At 69.5% G+C, this 26,671-nt stretch carries 26 protein-coding genes, 1 pseudogene and 1 riboswitch; of the genes and pseudogenes, 13 read left to right on the top strand and 14 right to left on the bottom strand.

The genetic code is table 11. The annotated features are described in order from the left end of the window. Positions 1-32: 32 nt before the first annotated feature. Both ACZ39I_RS21750 and ACZ39I_RS21745 read right to left on the bottom strand, forming a co-directional pair. The gene (locus ACZ39I_RS21750; RefSeq protein ID WP_467245983.1) at positions 33-1,127 is read right to left on the bottom strand and encodes a sugar ABC transporter substrate-binding protein; all 1,095 of its coding nucleotides are present in this window, start codon (positions 1,125-1,127) and stop codon (positions 33-35) included. Between the two features lie 49 nt (positions 1,128-1,176). Continuing rightward, on the bottom strand, positions 1,177-1,887 hold the full coding sequence (locus ACZ39I_RS21745; RefSeq protein WP_467245982.1) for a DUF4328 domain-containing protein: 711 nt from the start codon (positions 1,885-1,887) through the stop codon (positions 1,177-1,179). Between the two features lie 774 nt (positions 1,888-2,661). Here ACZ39I_RS21745 and ACZ39I_RS21740 point away from each other — a divergent pair. Then, positions 2,662-3,033: a DUF6479 family protein gene (locus ACZ39I_RS21740; protein WP_352387422.1), complete on the top strand. Its 372-nt coding sequence runs from the start codon at positions 2,662-2,664 to the stop codon at positions 3,031-3,033. A 24-nt stretch (positions 3,034-3,057) separates the two neighbouring features. Here ACZ39I_RS21740 and ACZ39I_RS21735 read toward each other — a convergent pair whose 3' ends face one another. Then, entirely contained in the window at positions 3,058-3,543 is a 486-nt protein-coding gene (locus tag ACZ39I_RS21735) for a DUF7144 family membrane protein (RefSeq protein WP_467245981.1), read from the bottom strand. A gap of 151 nt (positions 3,544-3,694) precedes the next feature. Here ACZ39I_RS21735 and ACZ39I_RS21730 point away from each other — a divergent pair, with 151 nt between their 5' ends. Next, positions 3,695-4,171: a hypothetical protein gene (locus ACZ39I_RS21730; RefSeq protein ID WP_467245980.1), complete on the top strand. Its 477-nt coding sequence runs from the start codon at positions 3,695-3,697 to the stop codon at positions 4,169-4,171. A 10-nt stretch (positions 4,172-4,181) separates the two neighbouring features. Here ACZ39I_RS21730 and ACZ39I_RS21725 read toward each other — a convergent pair whose 3' ends face one another. After that, positions 4,182-4,871: a DUF6445 family protein gene (locus ACZ39I_RS21725; RefSeq protein ID WP_467245979.1), complete on the bottom strand. Its 690-nt coding sequence runs from the start codon at positions 4,869-4,871 to the stop codon at positions 4,182-4,184. 251 nt (positions 4,872-5,122) lie between these two features. Between ACZ39I_RS21725 and ACZ39I_RS21720 the strand changes: the two genes are divergently transcribed. Continuing rightward, positions 5,123-5,890 carry a DUF4142 domain-containing protein gene (locus ACZ39I_RS21720; protein ID WP_467246263.1) on the top strand — a complete coding sequence of 256 codons (768 nt, stop codon included), beginning with the start codon at positions 5,123-5,125 and terminating at the stop codon, positions 5,888-5,890. Between the two features lie 20 nt (positions 5,891-5,910). On the opposite strand, the gene ACZ39I_RS21715 is transcribed toward ACZ39I_RS21720, so the two are convergent. Then, positions 5,911-7,572 carry a glycoside hydrolase family 13 protein gene (locus tag ACZ39I_RS21715; protein WP_467245978.1) on the bottom strand — a complete coding sequence of 554 codons (1,662 nt, stop codon included), beginning with the start codon at positions 7,570-7,572 and terminating at the stop codon, positions 5,911-5,913. 272 nt (positions 7,573-7,844) lie between these two features. Here ACZ39I_RS21715 and ACZ39I_RS21710 point away from each other — a divergent pair, with 272 nt between their 5' ends. The 3 genes from ACZ39I_RS21710 to ACZ39I_RS21700 all read left to right on the top strand — a co-directional run bounded on the left by ACZ39I_RS21710 (position 7,845) and on the right by ACZ39I_RS21700 (position 9,429). Next, complete coding sequence (locus ACZ39I_RS21710; protein ID WP_467245977.1) at positions 7,845-8,792, top strand: LAETG motif-containing sortase-dependent surface protein; 948 nt, start codon at positions 7,845-7,847, stop codon at positions 8,790-8,792. Between the two features lie 137 nt (positions 8,793-8,929). Beyond that, positions 8,930-9,166, top strand: a complete 237-nt coding sequence (locus ACZ39I_RS21705) for a hypothetical protein (protein ID WP_467245976.1) — start codon at positions 8,930-8,932, stop codon at positions 9,164-9,166. Between the two features lie 44 nt (positions 9,167-9,210). Beyond that, positions 9,211-9,429 (top strand): hypothetical protein, encoded by a 219-nt coding sequence (locus ACZ39I_RS21700; RefSeq protein ID WP_352387409.1) that lies wholly within the window; start codon positions 9,211-9,213, stop codon positions 9,427-9,429. Positions 9,430-9,831: 402 nt separating this feature from the next. On the opposite strand, the gene ACZ39I_RS21695 is transcribed toward ACZ39I_RS21700, so the two are convergent. Next, positions 9,832-11,313 (bottom strand): non-reducing end alpha-L-arabinofuranosidase family hydrolase, encoded by a 1,482-nt coding sequence (locus ACZ39I_RS21695; RefSeq protein ID WP_467245975.1) that lies wholly within the window; start codon positions 11,311-11,313, stop codon positions 9,832-9,834. 310 nt (positions 11,314-11,623) lie between these two features. Between ACZ39I_RS21695 and ACZ39I_RS21690 the strand changes: the two genes are divergently transcribed. After that, complete coding sequence (locus ACZ39I_RS21690; RefSeq protein ID WP_467245974.1) at positions 11,624-11,998, top strand: hypothetical protein; 375 nt, start codon at positions 11,624-11,626, stop codon at positions 11,996-11,998. Positions 11,999-12,330: 332 nt separating this feature from the next. On the opposite strand, the gene ACZ39I_RS21685 is transcribed toward ACZ39I_RS21690, so the two are convergent. The 3 genes from ACZ39I_RS21685 to ACZ39I_RS21675 form a co-directional block, all read right to left on the bottom strand. After that, positions 12,331-12,621: a hypothetical protein gene (locus tag ACZ39I_RS21685; RefSeq protein ID WP_467245973.1), complete on the bottom strand. Its 291-nt coding sequence runs from the start codon at positions 12,619-12,621 to the stop codon at positions 12,331-12,333. A 96-nt stretch (positions 12,622-12,717) separates the two neighbouring features. Then, a complete protein-coding gene (locus ACZ39I_RS21680) occupies positions 12,718-13,086 on the bottom strand; it encodes a hypothetical protein (protein ID WP_467245972.1) in 369 nt (122 codons plus the stop codon). Positions 13,087-13,273: 187 nt separating this feature from the next. Beyond that, complete coding sequence (locus tag ACZ39I_RS21675; protein ID WP_352387403.1) at positions 13,274-13,621, bottom strand: ArsR/SmtB family transcription factor; 348 nt, start codon at positions 13,619-13,621, stop codon at positions 13,274-13,276. Between the two features lie 81 nt (positions 13,622-13,702). Further along, a riboswitch (cobalamin riboswitch) is annotated at positions 13,703-13,908 on the top strand. Positions 13,909-13,937: 29 nt separating this feature from the next. Here ACZ39I_RS21675 and nicT point away from each other — a divergent pair. Next, positions 13,938-15,068 (top strand): Nickel transporter NicT, encoded by a 1,131-nt coding sequence (gene nicT, locus ACZ39I_RS21670; protein WP_467245971.1) that lies wholly within the window; start codon positions 13,938-13,940, stop codon positions 15,066-15,068. Between the two features lie 28 nt (positions 15,069-15,096). Here the strand turns inward: nicT and ACZ39I_RS21665 are convergent, their stop codons facing one another. The 4 genes from ACZ39I_RS21665 to ACZ39I_RS21650 all read right to left on the bottom strand — a co-directional run bounded on the left by ACZ39I_RS21665 (position 15,097) and on the right by ACZ39I_RS21650 (position 18,896). Then, complete coding sequence (locus tag ACZ39I_RS21665; RefSeq protein WP_467245970.1) at positions 15,097-16,059, bottom strand: nucleoside hydrolase; 963 nt, start codon at positions 16,057-16,059, stop codon at positions 15,097-15,099. Positions 16,060-16,096: 37 nt separating this feature from the next. After that, the gene (gene thrS, locus ACZ39I_RS21660; protein WP_467246262.1) at positions 16,097-17,311 is read right to left on the bottom strand and encodes a threonine--tRNA ligase; all 1,215 of its coding nucleotides are present in this window, start codon (positions 17,309-17,311) and stop codon (positions 16,097-16,099) included. Between the two features lie 515 nt (positions 17,312-17,826). Next, on the bottom strand, positions 17,827-18,012 hold the full coding sequence (locus ACZ39I_RS21655; RefSeq protein WP_467245969.1) for a DUF397 domain-containing protein: 186 nt from the start codon (positions 18,010-18,012) through the stop codon (positions 17,827-17,829). Between the two features lie 2 nt (positions 18,013-18,014). Continuing rightward, the gene (locus ACZ39I_RS21650; RefSeq protein WP_467245968.1) at positions 18,015-18,896 is read right to left on the bottom strand and encodes a helix-turn-helix domain-containing protein; all 882 of its coding nucleotides are present in this window, start codon (positions 18,894-18,896) and stop codon (positions 18,015-18,017) included. Positions 18,897-19,120: 224 nt separating this feature from the next. Between ACZ39I_RS21650 and ACZ39I_RS21645 the strand changes: the two genes are divergently transcribed. Beyond that, positions 19,121-19,555, top strand: a complete 435-nt coding sequence (locus ACZ39I_RS21645; RefSeq protein ID WP_467245967.1) for an ATP-binding protein — start codon at positions 19,121-19,123, stop codon at positions 19,553-19,555. 453 nt (positions 19,556-20,008) lie between these two features. Then, on the top strand, positions 20,009-21,772 hold the full coding sequence (locus ACZ39I_RS21640; RefSeq protein ID WP_467245966.1) for a hydroxysqualene dehydroxylase: 1,764 nt from the start codon (positions 20,009-20,011) through the stop codon (positions 21,770-21,772). A 378-nt stretch (positions 21,773-22,150) separates the two neighbouring features. Here the strand turns inward: ACZ39I_RS21640 and ACZ39I_RS21635 are convergent. Then, positions 22,151-22,808 (bottom strand): annotated as a pseudogene (locus ACZ39I_RS21635) (transposase); the annotation flags it as partial. A 268-nt stretch (positions 22,809-23,076) separates the two neighbouring features. On the opposite strand from ACZ39I_RS21635, the gene ACZ39I_RS21630 reads away from it, so the two are divergent. The 3 genes from ACZ39I_RS21630 to ACZ39I_RS21620 all read left to right on the top strand — a co-directional run bounded on the left by ACZ39I_RS21630 (position 23,077) and on the right by ACZ39I_RS21620 (position 26,552). Beyond that, complete coding sequence (locus ACZ39I_RS21630) at positions 23,077-24,432, top strand: ice-binding family protein (protein WP_467245965.1); 1,356 nt, start codon at positions 23,077-23,079, stop codon at positions 24,430-24,432. Positions 24,433-24,733: 301 nt separating this feature from the next. After that, positions 24,734-25,297: a DUF5819 family protein gene (locus ACZ39I_RS21625; protein ID WP_467245964.1), complete on the top strand. Its 564-nt coding sequence runs from the start codon at positions 24,734-24,736 to the stop codon at positions 25,295-25,297. Next, positions 25,287-26,552 (top strand): HTTM domain-containing protein, encoded by a 1,266-nt coding sequence (locus ACZ39I_RS21620; protein WP_467245963.1) that lies wholly within the window; start codon positions 25,287-25,289, stop codon positions 26,550-26,552. The genes ACZ39I_RS21625 and ACZ39I_RS21620 overlap by 11 nt, the downstream gene beginning before the upstream one ends. The last annotated feature ends 119 nt before the right edge of the window (positions 26,553-26,671 follow it).

Below are 26,671 nucleotides of genomic sequence, written 5' to 3'. Positions count from 1 at the left end.
GGCGGAAAGTACAGCCTGCTGTACCTCCACCCCTACTTGAGGCCGATCGCCGCACAGTCCGCCGCGAACTCGGCGGTGCAGATCTGCTGCACGGTGTAGACGTCGTCCTTGACCACCGTCTGCTCGATGTTGTCCTTGGTCAGCGCGACCACCGGCACCAGCAGCGACGGGATGTCCTTCTGGTCGGGGCTGTCGACCTTGTCGCGGATCAGCGCGTCGAACTGGAGGTCGCGGCCCTGGATCTTGTACACCGCGATCTGTGCCGCGTTGGTCGCCTCCAGCAGGAACGACTTGTACACGGTCATGTACTGCTCGCCCGACACCACCCGCTGCACGGCGGCGAGGGTCGCGTCCTGCCCGGTGACCGGCGGGATCTTGGTGACTCCCGCCTCCCTGAGCTCGTCGATGACCGCGCCCGCCATGTCGTCGTTGGCCGAGTACACGGCGGCGATGTTCTTCAGCCCGAAGGAGGCGATCGCCGCCTTCATGTTGGCCTTGGCGACCGACGGCAGCCACTCCCGGGTGTCGTACTGCTTGGCTATGACGACCTTGCTGTTGAGCTCGTCCAGCGCGCCCTTCTTGAAGAGCGCGGTGTTGGGGTCGGCGGGCGAGCCGTTCATCATCACGATCTTGCTGGTCTCGGCCTTGTCGCCGAGCGCCTCGACGATGGCCCGGCCCTGTACCTCGCCGACGAGTTCGTTGTCGTGCGAGACGTAGGCGTCGATCGGCCCCTGGGCGAGCCGGTCGTAGGCGATGACGGGGATGCCCGCGTCCTTCGCCTTCCGGACGTCCGGTCCGATCGCCTTGGCGTCGACCGCGTCCACCAGGATCACGTCCACCTTGTCGGCGACCATCTGCTCGAACTGCTGGCTCTGCCGCTTCGCGCTCGCCCCGGCGTTGGCGTAAGTGACCCTGCCCTTGCCGTGGGTGAGGGTCGCCACCTGCTTCTTGATGAGGGGGAAGTCGAACCGGTCGAAGCGGCTGGTGTCCCGGTCGGGCAGCAGCAGACCCAGGTTGATGTCGTCGCCCTTCTTGGGGCTCACCGAGGTGTTGCTGCTGCCCACTGAGCAGGAGGTGAGCAGAAGGGCCGACGCGCAGACGGCCATGACGGAGGGGACGGTACGCATGGCGATCCTGTGGGTGGGGGCTGTCACGTAGGCGCAACAGTAAGTGCCCTCAATCCCGATCAAACGCCCTGACGGTTTCCTTCAAGGGATCACCACCCGGCGTACGCAACTGGGTGTCGATGTGCACAAGTTGTACGGCGGTCAGGGCGCGCACCATGAGGATCCCGGCCACGGCCGCGCCGACGACGGCGAGATCGGCGACCAGGAGTGTGGTCACGCCGTGGTAGGCGCGGGCGATGACGTCGTCCGTGTCGCCGTCGTACATCAGCCCCACCCCGGTGACCATGCCGATCAGCCACAGCGCCCACCACACGTTCACGACGGCGGGCAGTTTCCGGTCCGGGGCGCTCTTGTGGTGGATGTCGGCGACGATGCCGCGCGGGATCCAGAGGTTGGCGAGCGGCACGAACCAGGAGACGTAGACCCAGATGCCGGCGTAGCGCGGGGGCTCGCCGGACAGGGCCCGCGCGTTGTCCCGCATCCGCCCGAGCCAGCCGACGAACAGGGCCGCGCAGAGCAGGGTGAGGATGCTTCCGGCCATGCTGACCAGGTGGTACGAGTCCTCCAGGGCGGTCAGCGGCCGGTGCCGTCCCTCGCCCTGGTCCGGCGGCCCCGAGGCGGGCTCCCCGGCCACGGCGAGCCGAACGTGCCACAGGGCCCGCAACGCCCAGGCACCCCCGGCGAGCCCGAGCCCCACCTCAAGGAGCCGGGCGGATCCACGCACGCTGCACAGAGCGGGCCGGACGACGTTCTCCCTCACGGAGGTCCCCCTTCAAAAAGATCGGTTCACCCTCTCATCGTCCCGAGCGGGGCGATCGGTTCACGCGGGGGGGGCCAGATGGAGAACGGGGGGTTGGGTGGGCCAGATGGAGAGACGGGGGGCTGGGCGGATCAGATGGAGGGACGGGAGGGGTTGGGCGGGCGCCGGTGAGTTCTGGCGGGACGTGGCGGGGCAGGGGGGCGTGGCGGGAAGCGAGGAACCCCGTACGAGGGCAGCAACCCGGCCAGGGCGGCGGGAGACCCTCGGCCTGAGCAGAAATACCGCGGCGGGCCTGAGGGAAAGGAGAGCCGGACGAGCCCCGCGAAAGTAGAGAGCCCGGCAGCGAGCCCCCGGCGGAAACAAGACACCACCACAGGCCGACAGGAACCGGGAAGGCCCCGTACGAGGACAGCAGCCGACCGCCCCGGAGGGAAACCCCCGGCCCGAGCAGGACAGCCACGCGTCCGGCGGGAAGGGGACCAGGACGAGCCCCGCGAAAAGCAGAGAGCCCGGCCAGCCCGGAGGGAAACCCCCGGCCCGAGCAGGGAACCGCCGAGAACCCCGGCCGGCCCCGCGAGGCTCTCCCGGCGGAGCCGGTGGACGCACGGAAACCCCGCGGGGGCGCAGAGAGGTGGGCTCGGTGGGGAGACACAGGGGAACCTGGCGGGCGCCCGCCCACCCGTCCGTCCCGTCGCGTGTGGCGTCGCCGGGGCACGACAACCCCCGAAAAACCCCTTTCGCGCCGATCCAGTCGCAATCGGCGATAATCGGACCATGAGTACGGCGACGTTTGTCCTGGCGGCCACGTCGAGCGAAGTACTCAACGTGATCGCCGCCTTCGCCGGTGGGCTGTTCATCGCCGGCGCGTTGGTATGGGCCGTGCAGTTCGGCATGCGGGTCCAGGACCGGGAGCTTCCACGGCCGCTCAGTGAAGAGCAGCCGCATCTCCCGGAGACCGGACCGATCCGTGAGATCCGGGAGATGCGGGAGCCGGACGAGCTGCCGGCTCCGGCGGTGGGGCGGGAACGGCTGATGCCGTACCAGCTCCACCACTCGGGAAGCAGACGAGGAAAGGACCAGCAACGCAAACGCTGGCTGCCCGGCTCCAGCGGCGGCTTCGGCAGTGGCGGCATCGGACACGTGTGACCGGACCCCGGCACCGCCGACGGCTCAGGCCCGCATGCCCGGCCGGTACGCCGCCAGCGCCCAGATGACGAAGAAGTCGAGGCCGATCATGATGACCGACCACAACGACGCGTAGGGCAGGAAGAGGAACTGGGCGAGCATGCTCAGCGAGGCCAGGAAGATGCCGGTCATCCGGGCCCAGGCGGCCCCCCTGAGGATGAACGCGCCGGTGACGACGGCGAGCACCCCGAGGCAGAGCAGGATCACGCCCCAGCCGGTGAGGTTGATCTTGTAGACGTAGTCGCCGACGCGGCTCCAGACGTCGTCCTTGGCGAGCAGCGAGATGCCCTGGAAGATCGCCAGGATGCCGTTCATCAGCATCAGCACACCGGCGAAGACCACCCCGCCGGCGGCCCACGAGCCTTCGGTCGGCGTGGGCCCGGAGCCCGGGGCCGAGGACGGGGTCGACGACTGCGGCGACGTCGGGGTCGTGCCGGCGGTCGGCTGGGTGGCGTGCGGTTGCTGCGTCATGGCCGTGTCCCACCTTTCGGATGGTCGATGTGCTTCGACCATCGGGCGTGGCGGGCCCGGCCACCACGGGAGGGGGCCGTTCGGGTGACACGGGGCGTGCGGCCGTACCGCGGGGGGCCTTCACTGGAAGAAACCGCACCCGGGAGGCGAGATGACCCGCTGGACGACGGCCGCGCTGCTGACAGCCCTGGCCCTCACCGGTCTCACCGGCCTGACCGCCTGCTCCGACGGCGACAGCCCGTCGTCGGTGGCGAGCAAGGTCGCGTCGGCCGCCTCCCGCGCCGGGGACGCGGTGGCGTCGGCGACGGCGGAGGCCGGAAAACGCTTCGACGACATCAAGAACGGCGTCGACGCCAAGGACGACGTACGGCTCGGCACGCCCGCGGCCGCCTCCGACGGCCGTACGACGGTCGCCGTCACCGCCGCCAACAGCGCGGACTCGGCGAAGTCCTTCGCCGTCCAGGTCGACTTCACCGACGGGTCGGGCAAGCTGCTGGACACGGTGGTGGTGACGGTGCGGGACGTCCCGGCGGGCGGCACCGGGAAGGGCGCCGCCCGCAGTACGCACGACCTGCCGGGGAACGCGGGGGACGTGCGGGCGAAGGTGTCCCGCGCGGTGCGCTACTGACCCGCGGGGCTCACGCCATCCAGAAGAAGACGGCCGTCATCCGCTTCTCCTCCAGCGTGCCGCCGGAGTAACCGGTCGCGCTGTGCACGAGGTTGGCGTTGTAGAGGAGCAGCCGGTTGTACTTGTGCGGTACCCGTACGTCCTCCTCGAAGGCGTCGGGCGCGACGAACCGGGTGCCGAGGGCCTCGACGAGGTTGTTGTGCGGGGCCTGCACGACGTTGCCGCCGAGCCGCCCGCCGGGCAGGGACTGCCGGTAGAAGCTGGTGCCGCAGTCCTTGGGGACGCCGGGGTTCAGATACAGGACGGCGGCGTACCGGCACAGCGCCCGGGAGTCGGTGTGCGGCCTCGGTTCGCTCTCGCCCTCGCCGACGACCTGTACGCAGTTGTGGTTGAGGGTGCCGCCGCCCGGTGCCCGCTGCACCCACAGCTTCCCGGCCCCCGTCGCCTTCCTCACCAGCCGTTCCAGGCCCGCGAGTTCACCGGGTTCGAGCCCCGGCATGGTCCGCAGTCCCGGCCAGGTCTCGGAGGTGTACGGATATCCCTTGGCCCAGTCGTCCTTCGCGAGACAGCGCTCGCGTACGGCGTCGGCGTCCGGGAGCACGTCGTCGATCACCCAATAGTCGCGGCCCTTGGTGGGCTTGCGGTACGGGAGGACGGGGAGGGGCCGCGGGGACCGCTGCGACCGCTGTGGCATGGACATGCGGCGAATCTAGGTCCGGGACCAGTCAGGTCTCTCCCGCGATTTCCCCCGGAGTTCCCCGCGAACCGGTCAACGAACGGTCAACCTGCAGCCGGGCATCTGTTCTGACGGAGCGTCTGTGAGCCCGGTCATCCTCCGGAAGAGGTGATGAACAACTCCGGCCCCGCGTGCGTACTCCTGTGCGTCCGACCCGCCTCCTGGCGGGAAACCCCTACCGGGCAGGAGGCACGGTGCCACTCTCGCGCAACGCGATGGGAACGCTGTTCGTGGGCGGAGCCCTCACACTGACGCTGGGCGCGCTCGCGTACCCGTCCATGCTGGGTGTCAGTCAGGCTGCGACCGCTCAGGACAGAATCATCGCCCAGACGCAGTGGGGCCCGCTGACCGAGCAGGACCGCGACTTCGTCGTCAAGGTGCGGGCGGCCGGTCTGTGGGAGTACCCGCTGGGGCAGGTCGCCCAGCAGAAGGGGACGACCCCGGAGGTGAAGGAGGCCGGAAAGCATCTCATCGACGGACACGCTGCCCTGGACGACGCCTGCCGCAAGATCGCCCCGATGCTCAACATCAGCATCCCGAACGTGGCGAGCCCGCAGCAGGTCGGCTTCGTGAACACGATCGAGTCGAGCAGCGGCCAGCAGTTCGACACGAACTTCGCCAACATCCTGCGGGTGACGCACGGCTCGATCTTCAACGCGATCTCGAAGATCCGCTCCACCACCAAGAACTCGCTGGTGCGGTCGCTGGCCGACATGGCCAACGACACGGTGCTCGACCACATGACGGTCATGGAGAAGACCGGCTTCGTCAACTTCGACCAGGCCCTCTTCATGCAGACCACTCCGCCGAAGCTGCCCGCCAGCGACCTGACTCCGCCGGCCCCGCAGCCCGGCGCGCCGATGGTCGTGCTCACCCCGCCGCCGAACCCGACGTCGACGCCGCTCGCGGTCCCGGGCGAGAACGCGAACGGCGCCACCCCGGCGACGGGCGCGGGCGCGACCCCGACGCCGACCATCGGGTAGCCCTGACCAGCAGCCCGTTCCTAGCCCAGCCAGGCCGTCGTGTCCGGTGCCAGCAGCCCGTCCTGCAACGGGCTGCTGGTCAGGAGCACCTCCCCGGGCGGGAGCGGGACGGCGGTGTCCGAGAGGTTGGCGACACACTGCCAGCCCTCGTGGCGGACGAAGTCCAGCACGCCGGCCGGGCCCTCCTCCGTCCAGGTGAGCTCCTCCCCCTGGAGGAGCTTGCGGCGCAGGCGCAGGGCGGTGCGGTACAGCTCCAGCGTGGAGCCCTCGACACCGTCCTGGGCCTCGACGGCGTACTCCGCGAACCACTCCGGCTGCGGCAGCCAGGCACCGCCCGCGCCGAAGCCGTACGACGGACCGCTCCGCGTCCACGGCAGCGGCACCCGGCACCCGTCGCGCCCCTTGCGGACCCGTCCCGTCTGCTCCCAGATCGGGTCCTGGAGCACCTCGACGGGCAGGTCGGCGACCTCGGGCAGCCCGAGTTCCTCGCCCTGGTAGACGTACGACGATCCCGGCAGCGCGAGCATGAGCAGCGTGGCCGCGCGAGCGCGTCGCAGGCCCTGGGCGAGGTCGATCCCGGGCGCGTGGCCGCCCGACAGCAGCCAGGCGTTCTCGTCGGTGCCCGGCGGCAGCACGAGGCGGGAGGCGTGCCGTACGACGTCGTGGTTGGAGAGCACCCAGGTGGCCGAGGCGTGGGCCGCGCGGGCGGTGGCGAGGGAGTCGGTGATGACCTGGCGCAGCTCGCCGGCGTCCCAGGACGTCTGCAGGTACTCGAAGTTGAAGGCCTGGCCGAGTTCGTCCGCGCGGGCGTACAGCGCGCGGCGGGCGTCCGGGACCCAGGCCTCGGCGACGGCCGTGCGGGGCGGGGTGTAGGAGTCGAGGATCGTGCGCCAGTCGCGGTAGATCTCGTGGACCTCGTCGCGGTCCCAGTAGGGATGGCCGCCCGGCGGCAGGTGGTGCAGGGCCTCCTCCGCGACGCCGGGAAGGTGGCCGAGGTCGCGCAGCGGCTCGGTCAGGTCCTTGGCCAGGGCGTGCGCCACGTCCACGCGGAAGCCGTCGACCCCGCGGTCGGACCAGAAGCGCAGGGTGGTGCGGAAGTCCTCGCGGACCTCGTCGTTCGACCAGTTGAGGTCGGGCTGCTGGGGGGCGAACAGATGCAGGTACCACTGCCCGTCGGCGACCCGCCGCCACGCGCTGCCGCCGAAGACGGACTGCCAGTCGGTGGGCGGGAGTTCGCCGTGCGCGCCGCGGCCGTCACGGAAGACGTACCGCTCGCGCGCCGCGGAGCCGGGCCCGGCCGCGAGGGCCTCCTGGAACCACACGTGCTGGTGGGAGGTGTGATTGGGCACCAGGTCGACGATCACCTTCAGGCCGAGCCGGTGGGCCTCGGCGACCATCGCGTCGAAGTCGTCGAGCGTCCCGAGGCGCGGGTCGACGTCCCGGTAGTCGGCGACGTCGTAGCCGCCGTCGGCGAGCTCGGAGGGGTAGAAGGGGCTCAGCCACAGGGCGTCGGCGCCGAGGGCGGCCAGGTGCGTGAGGCGCTCGGTGACGCCCCTGAGGTCCCCGAGGCCGTCACCGTCGGCGTCGGCGAAACTGCGGGGATAGACCTGGTAGACGACGGCCTGCCGCCACCAGTTGGGGTCGCTGCTGGAGAGGTCGGGCGTGGTGGTGCGGGCGATCACGCGGGCTCCTCTGGAATGCGGGTGCGGTCCATGAAGACGACAAAGGGGATATCTGTCCACGCCGCCGGAAAAGTGAACCTGGGGTTTTGCGGAGTGGATCGTTCCCTGTGTGTCGAAATTGTGATGACCCCAGAACCCTCGTTGTATCGCCGCAGGTTGACAGCATTCCGCAAGGAGATCCACGATGTGCGAACACCGTGGCGCGTGTGACCAATGAGCCCAGTGTTTCGAATGCTTGCTGTTACCACTCACTCTCATCTGACGGGGTACGTATGTCCATAGCGAGACGTGTCACCATGCGGCGCCTGCTGGGGACGGGCGCCGCGACGCTCGCCTTCTCCGCTGCCCTCGCCTCCGTCGCCTCGGCCTCCGACTGCCCCGGTGGCAAGGGCTGGCAGGACGGCGGAAGCTACAAGCCGGGTACGGGCGCCGGCTCCAAGACCGAGACCGACCGCTGCGAGTTCTCCCTCGACGGCAAGAACTTCTTCGCCTCGGTCAAGGTCGACGACCTGAACCTGAAGCCGACCGATGACGGCAAGGTCCACGTCAAGGTCCGTGCGGCGGGCGACGCGTCCACCTGCACCGCCTCTCTCGCGTCCTACCGCGCGCACGGCCCGACGTTCGCCACCTCCGGCGAGCAGGTCTTCCACGACTTCGACACCGTGACCGTCAAGGCCGGCTCCGTCGACTCCCTCGACATCTCGATCCCGGACGTCGGCTGCTACGCGCAGATCGACCTCTACCGGGGCAACACCAAGTTCGACGGCCAGCTCGACGCCAAGGACGGCCTTCCGCACGGCGACCTCCCCAAGGGCCCGGACCACCCGGTCATCAAGGACAAGCTGATCGCGGCCTGGAACGGCGGCACGAAGGACTGCACGGCCACCCCGCCGACGACGCCCCCGGCGACGCCTCCGGCCTCGGAGAGCACTCCGCCGGCCTCGGAGTCGACCCCGCCGGCCTCCGAGTCCACCCCGCCGGCGTCCGAGAGCACGCCCCCGGCGTCCGAGACCCCGGGTACGAGCACCCCGACCCCCTCGGCCTCGGAGTCCACCACGACTCCGGCCGCCCCCACCCCGAACGGCGGTGGCGGTGACAACCTCGCCGAGACCGGCGCCAGCAGCAACACCCCGCTGATCACGGGCGGCGCGGCGGTGCTGCTCGCGGGCGGCGCGGGCATCGTCCTGGCCACGCGTCGCCGCAAGGCTTCGCGCGCCTGATCCCTGTCCGACCGGGGCCGTCCCACCGTTCGCGGTGTGGGCGGCCCTTCGGCGTGCCGGGACTCTTCCACGGACCGCCATGGACCGTGATAGGCCCGCCATGGCTCAATAAATCGAACACATGATTGAATCCGGGCATGCGATCGTTCCCCGACGACCTCGCCCGGGCAGAGCGGGACTGGAGTGCCACCTACCGGCAGCTCGCCGAGCGCCCCGGGCGCACGGAGCTGCGCCGACGCCTGTACCGGCTGTCGGCCCAGGTGTTCTTCCATCCCCACTGGCAGCGGGGCCGCCCACGCCCGGCCGAGTGGCGGGAACTGCGCGATCCGGGGCGCCCGTCCGTCGCGGACATCGGCGAACGGCTCGACCGATGACGGATCGACATGCGGGACCGTACGTCCCGGACGATCCTGAAGACATGTCCGGACCGATCCGCGTGATCGTGCACCCCCCGTCCCCCACCGGCGGCCGCCGCGTCCGCGTGGACGGCGAGATCCTCGGCCTGGCCCACAACCTGACCGACGTCGCCGAGTTCCTCCGCAGGGCAGGCCTGGAGATCGACGCGGCGGAGGTGGCGCAGTCGTCGTGGATCGAGTGGAAGGGGGGCGGACCGGAGTGGTGGGGGGTGGAGGGGTGAGGCCCAGGCCGAAATCACGGAGTACCGGGAAGAGTGAGGCGTTGCTTCCTGGCGAACGGACCTACCACTTACGCCACTTGTCCGTGAGCTGGTATCGCCCCAGTCCGTGGCGGGTCGTCAGCGCGACTACGACGACGCCGTGTTCGGTGAGCGACTCGTCGATGTAGTCGCACAACTCCTCACGCTCGCCGGTCCCGACTCACCAGGCTTGCCACGTTCCGCGTCTCGTGGTCGACCAGGACGAAACCGCCACCCTCCGGGTTCTCCACATGCACGGGCGGGCTCGGCCTTGCACCGAGCCCGCCGTTCCAACTCCACCCGTTCCTGATCGCTCGCTGTGACGCTCACCCTGTTCGGCGTACGTCGTTGCCCGCGAACCTCAGGACCGGAGCCGGACCTGTGTCACGCCACCGGCTGGCGCTGCAGTGTCAGCACTCCCGGCCGGTACGGCAGGAGGCCGTAGTCCCCGCCGTCGGTGCTAGGGTCGCGCCCCTGGTAGAGGAACTGCAGATTGCAGGGGTCGATGGTCTTGGTCTGGTCGGGGTTGGTGCGAACCAGATCACCGTGACTGATGTCGTTGGTCCAGGTCGCGCCGCTGTTGGCCTTGCCGGCGAAGGGGCTGGTCACGGTGTTGGCCTGCGCTGACGGTGTCCAGGTGCCGTTGAGGCTGGTGGCCGTGAACGCGCGGAAGTAGCGACCGTACCCCGTGTAATTCTGGGCCTCGACGATCATGAGGTACTGGTTCTGGCCCTGGACCTTGTAGACCTCCGGCGCCTCGAACAGGTCGAGCGACGATTCGCTCATGATCTTCGTGTACGAACCGAAGGTGCCCGGGAAGTTGCCGATGGGCATGCTGGCGCGGTAGATGCCGCCCTCGTCGTCAGCGAAGAACATGTACATGTTCGTGTCGTCGCCGATGAGGGTCACGTCGAGTGGGCCCCTCTTCCGCGTCGTGCCGTCGGGATTCACAACGTCCGGGAGGGTGGTCGTGAAGAGATCCTGCTGCGGGCCCCAGCCGTTGGGGTTGGTGGGGTCGGTCGAGGTGCGGTAGGAGAAGCTGTAGGGCCAAGCCCCGTTGTAGGCGAGCACCCAGAGGTTCTTCGGGGCGAAGTAGAACAGCGTTGGCGCGATGCCGTCGAAGGGGATCGTGGTCTGGGTGGCGGTGGCCATGTCGGACCAGTTCGTGAAGGGGCTGAAGGTCGCCAGTCCCCAGCGACCGTCGTTACCGGCGAGGTTGTTGTGCGACGTGGCATAGACGACGTGCTTGCCGTTGTAGACGACGCTGGTGAAGTCCTTCAGTGCGGACCACCCTGCCTTCGGCTGCGCCAACGGGCCGGTCGATGTCCACCGGTAGGTCGACGGAAGAGCACACGAGTTGCTCGCCCCGGCCAAGCCGGTCCACTTCTGGTTGGTGCCGCCGTGGCACGACCAGATCTGCACCGCCGTGCCGTTGGCCTTGCCCCAGCCCGCGGCCTCCAGGCACAGCCCGGACCGCACGCCGACGATCGTGCCGTCGGCGTTCACCCGCCACTGCTGGTTGTCACTGCCGTTGCACGACCAGATCTGCACCGGGGTCCCGTTCGTGGTACCGCCGCCCCGGACATCCAGGCACTTGTTGCCGTACACGGTCAGCTGGTTGCTGTCCGTCAACGTCCACTGCTGGTTGATCCCACCGTGGCAGTCCCAGATCTGCACGTTCGCGCCGTCGGCCTGGCTGAAGCCCGACACATCGAGACACTTGCCGGAATCAACACCGCGCACGTCGCTGGTGGTGGCCGCCTGAGCCGGGCCGGTGGCGAGCAGCGCGGCCAGCGCGGCCAGGGCCGCGACCACGGCAGCGAGCACCGCAGGCGGACGTCTGCGGCTGAAAATTCGTCTGTGCATAAGGACCTCGTCATCCTTGAGCAAGCGACTCCGGTGTTCGACATGGCGAACATGGGTCGAAGTTTCGAGCAACTGGATAATAGGGTTCCGGTGATCAGCGTCAATACCTCTCGCAGAACTCGCGGGCAGAAACGTTCGCAGGCTGAAACCAGGCGGCTTCAAGTCCCGTGGTTGTACGGGCCTTTGGCGTGAGGGGCAGAGCGGTCGTCTGTGGTGCGGGGAGCGTCGAGAACTCGCCGAGCTGGGTGCGAGTGGCCGGGCGAGCAGTCCTGCTCATCCCGCACCGCACCGCACCGCAGCGACGCGGCCCATGAGGGCGCTGCCCGGCGACTACCGCAAGATCCAGGCGATCGTGCGGGAGGCCGACGGCCCGGTGCAGGTCAGGGCAGTCGGCGAACGGCTGGGCCTGGACGCCTCGGTGCGCGGCAAGCTGGAGCCGCTGCGGACGAAGATGACCAAGCTCGCCGACCGCGGCCGGCTGCACAAGCGTCCCGACGGCGGCCTTGTCCACACCGCCCGCCTGCCGCTGTCGAGTGCCACCCTGAACTGGCTCGCCGATCTGATACGCGGCCACTGCGAGAAGATCAGCTCACGGTGGCGGCCCTGCCCTCGGGGAAGACCGCCGCCATCGTGCTCGCGGTACTGCGCTGTGGTGGCGGGGTGGTGCCGTTGGACGGCACGCTGATCCGCACCCGGCGGCGCACCGGCAAAGAGAACCGGAAGAACCACTCCGACAAGGGCAAATGCCATGGCCTGCTCGTCATCGCGCTCACCGACGACCGCGGCCGACTGCTCCGGGTCTCGGCGGCCCGGCCCGGACGCACGGTCGGCGACACCGCCCGCCAGGGCCCGAAGCCACCGTTGGCGACCTCGAGATACATCCGCTTCAGCAGCCGCCGGGCAGCTCTCTGCCGGCCACATGCGTACGGACCGCCAGGACCAGTTCGTCATCGGTCACCCCGGCATCCTCAGCGACGCGGGTCCTCCTGTCGATGCCACCCCCACGGCGGCGAGTTGTCAGTCGATGAGTTCACGGATCGCCGCCAGGAGGTTGAACACCGCCGGCAGGAGGAAGACGCAGCCGAAGGCGATCCACACCCACCCTGCTCTACGGTGCCCGCGGCTCGGGGGTGGTGCCGGGATGAGCCGGTCACCGGCCCTCATCGTCTCGCTCGGTGCGAGCACGTTGCGCCCCGTGCTGCGCTGCCGTCGCCCCAGCCATATGAAGACGATCGCGGCCATGGCCGTGAAGGCCGCCAGTTGGAGATGCTCACCCGGTGTGTCGGCACCAGCAAGCGTCACGGCCACGTACGACAAGGTCCCCCCAAAGGATCACGGTGCATGGATCACCTCACGGCGGCACCACCGTGTCAAGCGAGTTGAGCAGCGCTCACGCCTCCTGGACTAGAGCTGGTCCCGCCACCACGGCACGCCGAGATTGTCGACCTGGATGACCTTCGCCCGCCGCAGAATCTCGTCGTCGAGGGGGGTCAGGACAGCGCGCAACTCTCGGGCGCTCTTCTTGGGCAGGGCGTGCAGAACGGCTTCGAGGTGATCGCGGAAGTAGCCCACGTCACAACAGCCGGGAATGCCGCATCGCTGCGCTGTCGTCGGGTCCGCGATCAGCCTGAGCGGTCCGTGGGCAAGAGTTTTCCAGCGCCGGAACGCTTCAACCGTGTCCTCGAGGAAGGAGCGGGATCGTTCGAGGCGGCGCAGATCGGCCATGCAGCGTGCGGAGAGGCCGTCGATGGCCGGGTACCGTCGCGGGCTCACGCGACGGATCGGCAGTTCAGCCCTCAGGGCTGAGGGGCGCCTACGCGGCACGGCCCTTTCGGTTGTCGGTCATAGGGGCACGGTACACAGGCATGGTGACGGATGCCCGGTCTTTCAGTGCCGCTGAACTGCCCCTGCCCCACAGGAATCCGGAGTCGTCCCCCAGGGCCTCGCCTGCCCCGCCCCCTCACGACACCTGCTGCAACAGCCCCCGTACCGCCTCGTCCACCACCCGGTACCGCACCACCCGCCCCTCCTTCTCGCCCGCCACGACCCCGGCCGCCCGCAGCAGCCGTAGCGCCTGGGACACGGCCGGGTCGTTCATGCCGGTCGCGATCGCGAGGTCGGAGACGGCCAGGGGGCCGGTCCGGTACAGGGCGAGCAGCAGGGCGAGACGGTTGGGGTCGGCCAGGAGGGCGAAGCGGTCGGACCAGGTGCGGACGTGTCCCGGGTCGCCGATCGCGGCGATGGCGTCGCACACCCGGTGTCCGTCGATCGTGCGGCGGTCGGCTCGGTCGGCCGGGACGAGGTGCATGGCGCACATCCTCGCAGGCGGCTCTGTGTGATCTTCCATACCTGCGCAGGTGTGCAGCTATGCAGGAACCCCCGTCCCCGCCTACGGTGGGCGGGCCGTGGTGCTCGGGAAGCCGGTGACGACCCCTCAAAGGTCCATTCCGGTGCGGCCCTCGCCACTGTGATCGGGGAGTTCCCCTCCCACGTCCCTCACGGGACAGCCACTGGCCCTCACCATCAGGCCGGGAAGGCGGGCAGGGAAACGTACGACCCGTAAGCCAGGAGACCGGCCACGGCAGCTCACGCGTTCATCCACGAGGTGCTGGAGTGACCACCGTATGACTGATCCTGCGCTGCCCGAGACTGCGCGGCCCGAGACCGCCCTGCACGAGACCGCCGCCGCCCCCGTCTCCTTCCGCTGGCGTCGCGAGGACACCGTCAAGACGGTCGGTCTGATGGCCGCGATAGCCGCCCTGCACGTCGTCGCCTTCGGCATCCTCTTCCTGCTCGTCGTCCCCGAGCACTACGAGGTGGGCGACAAGGCCTTCGGCATCGGACTCGGCATCACCGCCTACACCCTCGGGATGCGGCACGCCTTCGACGCCGACCACATCGCCGCGATCGACAACACCACGCGCAAGCTGATGGCGGACGGCAAGCGGCCGGTGTCCGGGGGGTTCTGGTTCGCGCTCGGGCACTCCAGTGTCGTGGTCGTGCTCGCCGCGCTGATCGCCGGCGGCACCCAGCTGGCCGGCAAGGTCATGAACGAGGGGTCAAGTACCCACCAGGTGCTCGGGTTTCTCGGTACGACGGTCTCCGGGTCGTTCCTCTATCTCATCGCCGCCCTCAACCTGGTCGCCCTGCTGGGCATCCTGAAGGTCTTCCGGGCGATGCGGGCGGGGACGTACGACGAGAAGGAGCTGGAGCAGCATCTCGACTCGCGCGGCTTCATGAACCGGATCCTCGGCCGGCTCACCAAGTCCATCACCCGGCCGGGGCAGATGTTCCCGCTGGGCTTCCTGTTCGGGCTCGGCTTCGACACGGCCACGGAAGTGACCCTGATGGTGATGGCCGGGTCGGGGGCGGCCGCGGGCCTTCCCTGGTACGCCATCCTCTGCCTGCCGCTGCTCTTCGCCGCCGGCATGAGCCTGTTCGACACGCTCGACGGCACGTTCATGAACTTCGCCTACCAGTGGGCCTTCTCCAACCCCGTCCGCAAGGTCTTCTACAACCTCGCCATCACCGGGCTGTCCATCGCGGTCGCCTTCTTCATCGGCACGATCGAGCTCGTCGGCGTCCTGCACGACAAGCTCGACCTCACCGACGCCCTCACCACCTGGATCGCCGACATCGACCTCGACAACGTCGGCTACGTCATCGTCGGCCTGTTCGTGGTGGTGTGGGCGGCGGCGATCGCCTACTGGCGGCTCGCGAAGGTGGAGCAGCGGTGGAGCGTCAGCAGTTCCTGAGGGACCGCTGGGACCGCGCCGCGAGAGGCTAGGCCCCCTCCACCGCCGTCAGCCACAGCTTCACGTACCGCTCCACGTCGACGCCCAACGCCACGTCCACGAGGGTCACTTCACGCTCGCCCTCGTGGATCTCGGACTCACCGGGACGGCGGCGGCGGTCGACGACGGTCTGGCCGCGCGTCGGGCCGGGGGCGAGGCTCACCTCCACCGGCAGCAGCTCGGTGGTCAGCCCCTCCGGGTCGACGACCGCGCACACCGCGCCCGCGTCGCCGAGGCCACCGGTGGGGGTGGGGTCACCGGAGGTGGCCGGGTCGCGGTGGGCGAGGAGGTCCCCGGCCATGCGCAGGCTGGGCTCCGAACTCGCCCGCAGCCGCTGGACGTCGGCGGCGGGGACGATGACCCGCTCGAACACGTCCAGGCCGTACATCGTGATCGGGACCCCGGCGGTGAGCAGCACGGCGGCCGCCTCGGGGTCGTGCCAGACGTTGAACTCCGCGACGGGGGTGGCGTTCCCGGTCGCCACCGCGCCGCCCATGAACACGATCCGCTCGATGTTCCGCACCACGTCGGGGTGGGTGCGGAGCAGCAGGGCGATGTTCGTCAGGGGCGCGGTGGGGATGAGGGTGACCGGCGTCGGGGAGGCGAGGATCTCCCGCCTGAGCAGGGTCACGGCGTCGACGTCCACCGCGACCCGGGTCGGCGCGGGCAGCCCCAGGTCACCCATGCCGTCCAGCCCGTGCACGTGGTGCGCGGCACGCACCGGCTCGATCAGCGGCCGCGCGGCACCCCGGGCGACGGGGATGTCCCCGGCCCCGGCCTGCTCAAGGACGGTCAGCGTGTTGCGCACGACGCCGTCGACGTCGGTGTTCCCGGCGACACAGGTGACCGCGCGCAGATCGATGGCCGGGTGCCGTACGGCGAACAGCAGGGCCAGGGCGTCGTCGACACCGGTGTCGCAGTCGATGATCACCGGGATGGGCTGACCGGTCACGGCGGGGTCCTTTCGTCACTGGCGGTACGGATCGACCTTACGCAGCCGCCCAGAGTTCGGCCCCGCGATCACCGCGGCGGGCAGCGATCTGTTCCAGCAGCTCGCCGACCGGCACGGCTCCCGGCCTACGCCCGTCCCGCAGCCGTACGGCCGCACAGCCCGCGTCGGCCTCCCGCTCCCCGATCACCGCCTGGTACGGCACGAGGCGTGCGGCGCGGACGCGGGCGCCGAGGGTGCCGTGGCCGGGGGCGGAGAGTTCGGCCCGGATGCCGCGTGCTTCGGCCCGCCGTACGAGCTCATGGGCCCGTTCCTCCTGTGCCTCCGCGACCGGCAGGACCATCAGCTGCACGGGGGCGAGCCACACCGGGAAGGCGCCGCCGTGTGCCTCGATGAGATGGGCGACCGCCCGCTCCACGCTGCCGATGATGCTGCGGTGGACCATCACCGGGCGGTGTTTGGCGCCGTCGGGGCCGATGTAGTGGAGGTCGAAGCGTTCGGGCTGGTGGAAGTCGATCTGGACGGTGGAGAGGGTGGACTCGCGGCCGGCGGGGTCGGTGATCTGCACGTCGATCTTGGGGCCGTAGAAGGCGGCCTCGCCCTCGACGGACTCGTGGTCGACGCCGTCGAGGACCTCTTCGAGGAGGGCGGTGGCGCGGCGCCAGAGTTGCGGGTCGGGGACGTACTTGCCGGAGTCTCCCGGGAGCGACAGTCGGTACCTGGCCGCTCGGATGCCGAGGTCGTCGTAGGCGCGCCGGATGAGGTCGAGGGCGGCGCGGGCCTCGGCCACGGCCTGTTCCGGGGTGCAGAAGATGTGGGCGTCGTTGAGCTGGATGGAGCGGACGCGGGTGAGGCCGCCGAGGACGCCGGACAGTTCCGAGCGGTACATGCCGCCCAACTCGGCGATGCGCAGGGGCAGTTCACGGTAGCTGTGGGACCGTGAACGATAGATGAGGGCGTGGTGGGGGCAGAGGCTGGGCCGCAGCACGACCTCCTCGCCGCCGAGCCGCATCGGCGGGAACATGTCGTCGCCGTAGTGCGACCAGTGCCCGGAGATCTCGTACAGCTCCCGCTTCCCGAGCACCGGCGAGTACACGTGCCGGTATCCGGCGGCCCGCTCCACCTCCCTGACGTACTCCTCCAGGACATGCCGTACGACGGCCCCGTCGGGCAGCCAGTACGGCAGCCCCGCGCCCATCAGGGGATCGGTGTCGAACAGCTCCAGCGCGCGGCCGAGCCGACGGTGGTCGTGCATGGGCTCCAAGGACTTCATGGGGGTCTCCCTCGCTCATCGGGGGGCGAGGAACCGACGGGAACGACAAAACCCCGGGGCACTCGCCCCGGGGCTTCGGACTGCGTCAGCTGTCAGCGCGCCGGGACCTGCTCCGGCGTCGTCGTGATGGAGGGGATGGCTCTGGCTTGGGCGCGCTGCATGGGGTGAGGGTAGGGGGAGGGGTGGGGGTGGGGCGACCGGTTTTTGGGTGGGATGGGGTTCCGGCAGGTCGAGTCCGTGGGCAGCGGTGACCTGGCGGTGTGGGCGTCAGGTCAGGGCCGGTTACTCGGGGGACGGATCGGCCAGTTCGGGATGCTCGACGGTGTAACGCTCCCCGTAGATCCGACTCATGGCCCAGTGCCAGGCCTCGTCGTGGAAGACCAGGCCGCGGTAGGGCTCGTCGGCGGGTTCGTAGGGGTACCAGTCGAGTGCCGCGGCCCAGGACCGGCCTGGAGGAGGTCGAGGTATTCGGCTTCGGTCCAGGACATGGGGTCTGGTCAGGGGTGAGTGTGGTGCAGGGCACGTATGAAGGTGGTCCAGGTGTCGGGGACGACCTGGAGTATCGGCCCGTGGGGGGTCTTGGAGTCGCGGACGGCGACGGTGTGGGGGCGGTTGCGGGCGACTTCGACGCACTCGCCGTTGCCGCTGCTGTGGCTGGACTTGGCGAACTCGAAGTGCGGCACGGTCACAGCTCCTTGCGGATGCGTTCGATCAACTCGACGGAATCGTGAAGGGCGAGTCCGTTCCTTGCGATCCGCTCGAACTTGGTGTTGTGCCGTGCGGCGTCCGCCTCGCTCTCCAGCCACAGCGTAGACGAGGTCGTATCCATGTAGACCACGTCCATCGCGCCGGGTTCGGCGAAGGAGACGACGCTGAAGGCGCTGGTCATGCCGGGGTGGGAGCCCGCGAGGAACGGGACCACCTGAAGCTTTACGTTGGGGAGCCGGGACACCTCGACGAGGTGGGTCAGTTGGGCACGCATGACCTCACGGCCGCCGACCAGTTGACGCAGCGCTCCTTCGCCGACCACGGCCCATAGATCGAGCGGGCTGCTGTCCTTCAGCCGCCCCTGCCGGGCGACCTTCGCCTCCACGAACCGCTCGATCTCACCCGGCTCGTCCCAGTCGGCGTTGCCGATCGCCAGCGCCCTGGCATAGTCCGGCGTTTGCAGGAGGCCGGGGACGAAGGCCCCTTGCCAGGTCCGGACGCCGGTCGCGATGTCCTCCAGGGCGACGTACTCCACGAGGGATCGCAACTCGGGGTACTGGTTCCACCACCCCTTGGCCTTGCGCCGCTCCCGGTCGGTCCTGGCGAGGCTCAACAGCCTCTCCACGGCCTTCGGTTCGGCCACGCCGTACAGCTCGCACAGGATCTTGATGTCGGGATCGCGGAACGGCACCCACCCGCGCTCCATCTTGGCCACCTTGGCGGCCGTCGCCGAGAGCGCCTCCGCAGCCTGCGGCTGGGTCAGGCCGGCCCGGTCCCGCAGCCTCAGCAGTTCACCGCCCAACTTGCGCGCCAGGACTGTGGATACGCGGGTTCCGCGCGTGAACCGGCCTGTGGACACCTCGGGTCACCTCCTGATCGTGGTCAGTGTGAGGTTCACCGGAGCCACAACACAAGCGAAATCGGAGACATATTTCCCCGAGACCGCTTGCGCGACGGTTCAGCACGTCACTACCTTCAGTACTCGACCGCACACACAGCGAATTCAGTTGGCGGAAGTGCACCGTGCTGCCCGCATGGCGGAGCCACCCCAACTCGCCCGCTCCCCCGCCCCCGGAGGAACCCGTGACCGACGCCTGCCCTCCCGGCCCACCCAAGTCCTACGACCGCCACGACCAGGTCAGTTACACCCCGTACCCGCACAGCATCCCCCTCGCCCGCAGACGCGTCGCCGCACTCGCCGTCGACTGGGGCCACCCCGCCCTCGCCGGCGACGCAGCCCTGGTGGCAAGCGAGTTGTGCACGAACGCCCTGCTGCACGGCTGCCTACGAGACCGCCTCTTCCGCGTCGAGACGACCCTCACCACCACCGCCCTCCGCATCGCGGTGACCGACCCGAGAGGCGAACGCCTCCCCGGCACCCGCCCCTCCCACCCCGACGACCAGTTCGGGCGGGGGCTGCTCATCGTCCGCGTACTGGCGGGACGTTGGGCGGTGGAAAGACTCACGGTCGGCAAGACGGTGTGGGCGGAACTGGACCTCCCGAAGCACGATGAGTAGTCACCGCGGAGTTCTTCGCTGACGGCCCGGAAGTCCCCCTCCCCCCGAGACCTGGACCTGGACGGCGCGACCGTCCTCGTCTACACCGCTGCCCCCGACGCTCCAGCCGCCGCCACAGCCCTACCCGACCTCGGTCGCCGCCGTTCTACAGCGCGCCCACCACCGGCTGCTCCGCGCGGGGCCGTCCGGACCGAGGCCCGGGGCGACTGCGCCCCCGAATCTCCGGACCACGTGCCCGCATTCAGGATGAAATTCGCTCCCTCAACACTTCCCCGCCTCTCGGCATGCGGCTGGCCGCAGTGGGATCTGGAACGCCTTGGCCGCGCGCCGTCGGGTGCGCCGAGGTGATGCGGCATCAAGCCAAAGAGGCCAAAGCTCCGTTGGCCGTCTTCCGGGATCGGTGCGTCGCCCATATCCTCGTGCGCCGGTGGTTACCTACGGTAAGGGGTAGCGATGGGCGGCACCACACGCAGAGGGTTCCTGGGTTCGGCCGCGGCCGCCGGCGGCGGGGTCGCCCTCGCGACCCCCCAACGGGCCGCGGCCCGCAACGGCGCCGCCGCACAGACCGTGGCCGTACTGGGCGGAGGCGTCGCCGGGCTCACGGCCGCCCACGAACTCGCCGAACGGGGCTTCCGGGTCACGGTCTACGAACGCAAGGCGCTGGGCGGCAAGGCCCGCAGCATGGACGTACCGGACAGCGGCACGGGCGGCCGCGGGCCCCTGCCCGGGGAGCACGGCTTCCGCTTCATCCCCGGCATCTACCACAACCTGCCCGACACCATGCGGCGCATCCCCTTCCCCGGCAACCCCAACGGAGTCCACGACAACCTCGTCGCCCCCAAGGAGATGCTGTTCGCCCGGTCGGGCGGCCGCGAGGACATCCGGATCCCGCTTCCGTGGCCCGGCAACACCCCGGCCGAACTCACCCCCGACGAGATCCGCCGCGCCCTCACCTCGGTCCTGGACACCGCCTTCAACCTCCCCCTCCACGAGGCCCTCTACTTCGCCAACCGCTTCCTGGTCTTCCTCACCAGCTGCGATGAACGCCGCGACGAGACCTGGGAGCAGATGCCGTGGTGGGAGTTCGTACGGGCCGAACGGATGTCGTACGACTACCAGCGGATCCTCGCCATTGGCATCACCCGCAACATCGTGGCCACCAAGGCGGAAGAGGCCAGCACCCGTACCGTCGCCACCCTGCTGGAGGCCTTCGCCTTCAACCTCCTCGGGCGGGGCGCGGACGGACCGCTGGACCGGATCCTCAACGCGCCCACCAACGAGGCCTGGATCGACCCCTGGGTGACGTACCTGAAGTCACTCGGGGTCGAGTTCCACATCGGCTGGACCGTGCGGGACCTGATCCTGGACACGGGCCGGATCGCCGGCGCCGTCGTGGAGGACCCGGGTGGTGCCCGCCGGACTGTCACCGCCGACCACTACATCTCGGCCATGCCGGTCGAGCACGCGCGCCGCACCTGGAACTCCGCCGTGCGCGCCGCCGATCCCCAACTGGCCGAGTGCGACCGGCTGGAGACGGACTGGATGACCGGCATCCAGTTCTATCTGACCGAACGCACGCCGATACTGCACGGCCACCTCGACCTCATCGACTCCCCCTGGTCGCTGACCGCGATCGCCCAGGCCCAGCACTGGCCGGGACACGACTTCCCTGCCGACTTCGGCGACGGCACGGTCGCGGACTGTCTGTCCGTGGACGTCTCCGAGTGGGACCAGCCGGGCATCCTGTACGGCAAGACCGCCAAGCAGTGCACCCGCGCCGAAGTCGCCCGCGAGGTGTGGGCGCAGTTGAAGGCGGCGCTCAATGACAGCGGCCGTACGGTCCTGAAGGACTCCGTGCTGCACTCCTGGTTCCTCGACCCGGCCGTCGACGGCCTCGGCACTCCGAACCCGGTCAACGAGGAGCAGTTGCTCATCCATCCGACAGGGACCTTCCACCACCGTCCGCGATCGGCTACGAAGATCCCCAACCTCTTCCTGTCCGGCGACTATGTGGCCGTGCCCATCGATCTGGCCACCATGGAAGGCGCCAACACCTCGGCCCGGCTGGCCGTCAACGCCCTGCTGGACGGGATCGGTTCGGCCGCGGAACGCTGCACCGTCACCCCGCTGTACCGGCCCCCCGAGTTCGAGTGGATCAAACGCCACGACCGCACCCGTTACCTCCTTCGACTGCCGAATCTCTTCGACGTCGGTTGACAGCAATGCTGAACCCGTCCCCGGCGACGGGGATCCCCGGGCTCTCCCGGTGCTCCGGCGAATCAGCGCCTGTTTCGGTACACCGGCAGGCCGCCCTGAAGGCCATCGACCGGCTGGAGTTGCGGAGCCACCCGGTCATAGACGCACGGTCCCTTCGCGCCATCGCAGCACGGGCGCGCCACAAAGCGGCAGGACCTGTCGGTGAACGCATCGCCGAATTGCTGAACGCCCGGGGACGGTCCGGATCGGGTGCCCGAGATCAAGATCCGGGCCATTTCCGGACCAAGCTGCCATCGACCGCCGACAGCGGGCTCGTTTCCGCAGCTCAGAGCAGGAGCTTCGCGTGTACCACCACGAGACGAAGAACATTGAGCTTCTTCAGCGTTGCCGCTCCAGGGTGAGGACGGCTTTGGCGATTGACGTCATGCGGTTTGGACTGCACCGGGATCTGCGGGAGATCCGCCAGGACTTCAGGCGCGCGACGCCGCGCTCGACCGGTGCCCGGGCCGCGGCCAGGGACCGGTTGACGGTCTTCTCGGTGAGGGTGAGTTCCTGCAGGGGCCTGCGTTTGATGCCCGTGGTCACCCAGGGGCCGCCGCCCTGGTAGGCGAGGTCGGCCAGGATGGGGACGCCCTGGCGCTCGCAGATGCGGATGATCCGGTGGGTGCGGGCTGCGGGCTGCGGTCAGGTCGTGAGCTCGGCCCGGCAGTGAGGGTGAGAGCCACAGAAGTCGGCCGCCCGGGTCGGTGATCACCTGCACGTTCACCCCGTGCCGGCGGTGCATGTGGGAGTAGTCGGCCCGTCCGTCGCCGACCCGGTCGCACTCGGCGAGCGTGCCGTCCAGCAGGACGAAGTCCGCATCGGCCTCGCGCAGGACCTTCAGCAGACCCGGCGCCCGTCCGGCAAGCAGGCGAATGACCGCACTGGTGTAGGCGTGGGTGGTGGACTCGCTGATCCCGAACCCGGCAGCGATCTTCGCCAGGGTGGTGTGTTCACGCAGGTACACCAGTGCCACCATCGCGCGCTGGGACCCACGGGCCTCGCTCGTTGCGCTTCGTGGACCGTCACCTGATCGGTGGCCAGCTCGAAGAAGCTCAAAGAAGCTCAATACGCCGGATAATCGGAAATACGAATTCCCCAATAGATGCCCCGCATTCGAGGGATTGGCGTTTGATAAAGCAACTCTCCCTCGTCCTATGCCACCTTCCGAAGATTCCTCCGTAATATGCACCGTCAGATCAAGGCTCCCCGGGCGTTTGTTCAGGGCCCGGCACGCCACGCCTCCCACAGGAAATGGCATCTTGATGAAGTTGCAGATCCCTGAAATGGCTCGCCGCCGCACTTTGCCCGGCGTACTGGCCTCGGCCCTCGCCGCAACGGTCGCCGCCGCGCTGGTCGTCCTGTCGCCCGCCCAGGCAGTCGCCATCGCCACGCCGGTACCGCTGGCCACGGCGGCGAGCTTCTCGGTGCTCGCGGGCGCGGGAGTCACCAACACCGGCCCCACCGTGATCAGCCACGACCTCGGCACCCATCCGAACCCGGCCATCACCGGCTTCCCGCCCGGCGAGGTGCTCGGCGCCGTGCACGCCGCCGACGCCGTGGCGCTGCAGGCCAAGTCCGACCTGGTCACGGCATACAACCAGGCGGCAGGGCAGGCCGTGGACTTCGCCCTCGCGGCGGGCATCGGAACTGGCACCACACTGCTTCCGGGCGTTTACAAGGCTTCCTCCGGTGTCGGGATCACCGGCGACCTGATCCTGGACGCAGGGGGCAATCCGAATTCCGTCTGGGTTTTCCAGATTCCGGAAGCCCTGACGACGGCGTCCTCCAGCCGGGTGCTCCTGACGAACGGCGCTTCGCCGTGCAACGTGTACTGGCAGATCGGCAGTTCGGCCACCCTCGGGACGAATTCCACTTTCGTGGGCACCATCATGGCGCTGACGGACATTCACGTGACCACGGGGACGAACATCGAGGGCCGGGCGCTCGCCCGCAACGGCGCCGTGACGCTCGACACCAACCGGATCTTCCTCAACTCGTGCTCCACCGGCTCGACGACGACCGGAACGACCACCGGAACGACCACTGGAACGACGGCTGGAACCCCGAACGGCCCCACGCCTGGATCGACGACCGGCACCACCGCCGGTCTGATCGGTGGTGGGCTGACCAGCGGTGGGCTGGTCAGCGGTGGTCTCCTGGGCGGGCCCGTCGTCAGCGTCACGGGCGGCACCGGTGACGGGAGCACGGCGGGCAACAACGTCACCTCCGGGAACACGTCTGGCAACACCACTGGCAACACGGCCGGGAACACCGCGGGCAACACAGCCGGAAACACCGCGGGACAGCCCGCGGACCAACCCGGTGAGCACGGCGGCAACCCGGGTGAGCACGGCGGGCCGGGCCACGGTGGCGGAGCGGACCACGGTGGCGGCCCCGACCACAACGGCAAGCCGGGCGACGAATACCAGGGTGCGCCCGGGAAGCCGGACCACGACCATGGCGATCGGCCCGATGAGAGCAACGGGCACGGCAACGGCCACGGCAAGGGCGACCACACCGGCTCCGACAACTACGGCTCGGACGACTACGGCTCGGACAACTACGGCTACGACGACGCACCGAAGTTCGACGGCCAGGAAGTCCACGACAAGAGCTGATCGGCAGGTCGCGAAAGGTCCGACCACCGGATGACGGCGCGCGACGGGATCTCGATTCCGCCGCGCGCCGCCGGTGCCGGTCCACCACAACCCCGGACGCCGGGCAGCGGACACAAGAAGGCGCGGACACGAGAAAGCAAGGTGGGCGGTGTCGAGCGGAATTGGTTCAACACACGTGCCGGAGAGCCGACGGTCCGATGCCGGCCCGTTGCCGGGGAAGCAGCGTGAGGGCGCGGACCCACCCGGCAAGCGGACAGGGGGTGCCAGGGCGCTGAGAGCGGGGCTGCACACAGTCGTCCTCATGTGTCTGGTGGCGACCCTGGTCCATGTCGGTGCCGTCTTTCTCCATGTGGCGCCGGCCAATCCCGTCTCGCAGCGGTACAGCCGTCAGGTCGACGCGTGGGTGTACCCCCTTTTCGAGCAGAACTGGCGGCTCTTCGCCCCCAACCCCGACTCCGTCAACCGACGCGTCATGGCGAGGACCGCGCACACCGCGCCCGGCGGATCGGTCAGGGTCAGCCCCTGGATCGATCTGACCGCACTGGACCGCGCCGCCGTGGCACACGATCCATTTCCCAGCCACACGGCCCAGAACCTCCTGCGCCGCGCCTGGGCCTCCTACGCCGACACCCACGGAACGGACGACACGTCACGTTCGCCGCGGGCCGTGATGATGCAGAAGTACCTGAGCAACATCGCCGCAGAGCGCGTCGCCGGTCACCGCGCAGGCACGTTCGAGTTCATCCAGCTCCGGGTCGTCACTCTGCCCGTCGCCGCGCCCGGCACCGCGGCCGGGCGTCGGCCGCCGACGCCGGTGGACAACCGGCTCCTGCCCTGGTGGAAGGTGACCCCGCATGGGAAATGAGCAGATCCACGAACTTCCCGCCACGACGGCCACGACGGCCACGAAGACCGCACCGGGCAGGTCCGTGGGCGGGGCAGGGGCGGCCTCGGACGCAGTCCGCCGTCTGCTACTCGCCCGAGCCGCCGCCTTCTGGGACATGCTCACCGGCCGGCCGGTGTCCTTGTACGCCACGTCGGTTCTGCGTATCGGCTACGGGCTGCTCTACCTGGTCTTCCTCCTGCGGGAGTTCCCCCACCGGTCCGAGATCTGGGGTCCCGGCTCCCCGTGGACACCTGCACTGGCGGCACAGCTCTTCGACCAGACGGGCTGGTACAGCTTCCTGATCCTGTCGGACAGCCGTGCCTACTTCGAGCTCTGCTATGCGCTGGCCCTCGTGACGTCCGCGCTGTTCATGCTGGGCTGGCGGACCCGGGCCACCTCCGTGCTCTTCGCCGTCGTAGTGGCCTCCTTCCACGCCAGGTCGGTCTTCATGACGGACGGAGGCGACAACCTCCTCCTGCTGATGGCCCTCTACCTCACGCTCACCGCGTGCGGCCGGCGCTGGTCCCTGGACGCGCGCAGAGCACGGATCAAGGCGGCCCGTGCGGACGGCGTACCGCCGCGGGCGCGCAGCGCTGCCGCGCAGGACCTGCGGGCGGCCCGCACCACGTTGGTCGCCGTGGTGCACAACTGCGGTGTCTTCGTGATCGCGGCACAGGTCTGCTTCCTCTACGGATCGGCCGGTCTCTACAAGGTCCAGGGCTCTTTCTGGGACGACGGCACCGCGCTCCACTACGTGCTGAACCTGGAGCTCTTCCAGCCGTGGCCCGCGCTCTCCCACGCCATGGACCAGTACCCGCTCGCGATGGCGGCCGTCGGCTACCTGACCGTTCTTACCCAGGTCGCCTTCCCGTTCGTGCTCTTCGGCCGACTCAAGTACCCCGTCCTGGCCCTGCTTCTGGGCATGCACGTCGCCATCGCGGTGGTCCTGGGACTGCCTCTCTTCTCGGGCACGATGATCGTCGCGGACGCCGTGTTCCTTCCCGACCGCTTCTACACGCTGCTGCCTCAGCTCCTTCGGCGCGGTACCCCGCGATGCGGCGTGCCGGCACTGGCACCCGGTCAGGCAACGGGGCTCGGATCCGTCCCTCCGCAGGGCGGCCGCCCGGACAGCCGAAAGGAGTCCAGGCCGGTGCCCCGCCCGGCAGGCGATCGTGATGGCCGGCCGCCGTCCGGCCCGAAGTCCGCAAACGGTTCGCCGATGCCCGAGGGCTGAGGTCCTCCGCTGCCGGGCCCGCATCATCCGCGCCTCCGGCAGGACGCACCACGTCGGCCGCCGGGCAAATGACAAGGTCACGGTCCGTCTTGGTTGACCGTCGAACATGACGGCATGGC

The sequence above is a fragment of the Streptomyces sp. NPDC024687 genome (genome assembly GCF_055559055.1).
The sequence above is the reverse complement of the archived record's forward strand: the minus strand, read 5'-3'. Positions and strand labels throughout refer to the sequence as shown.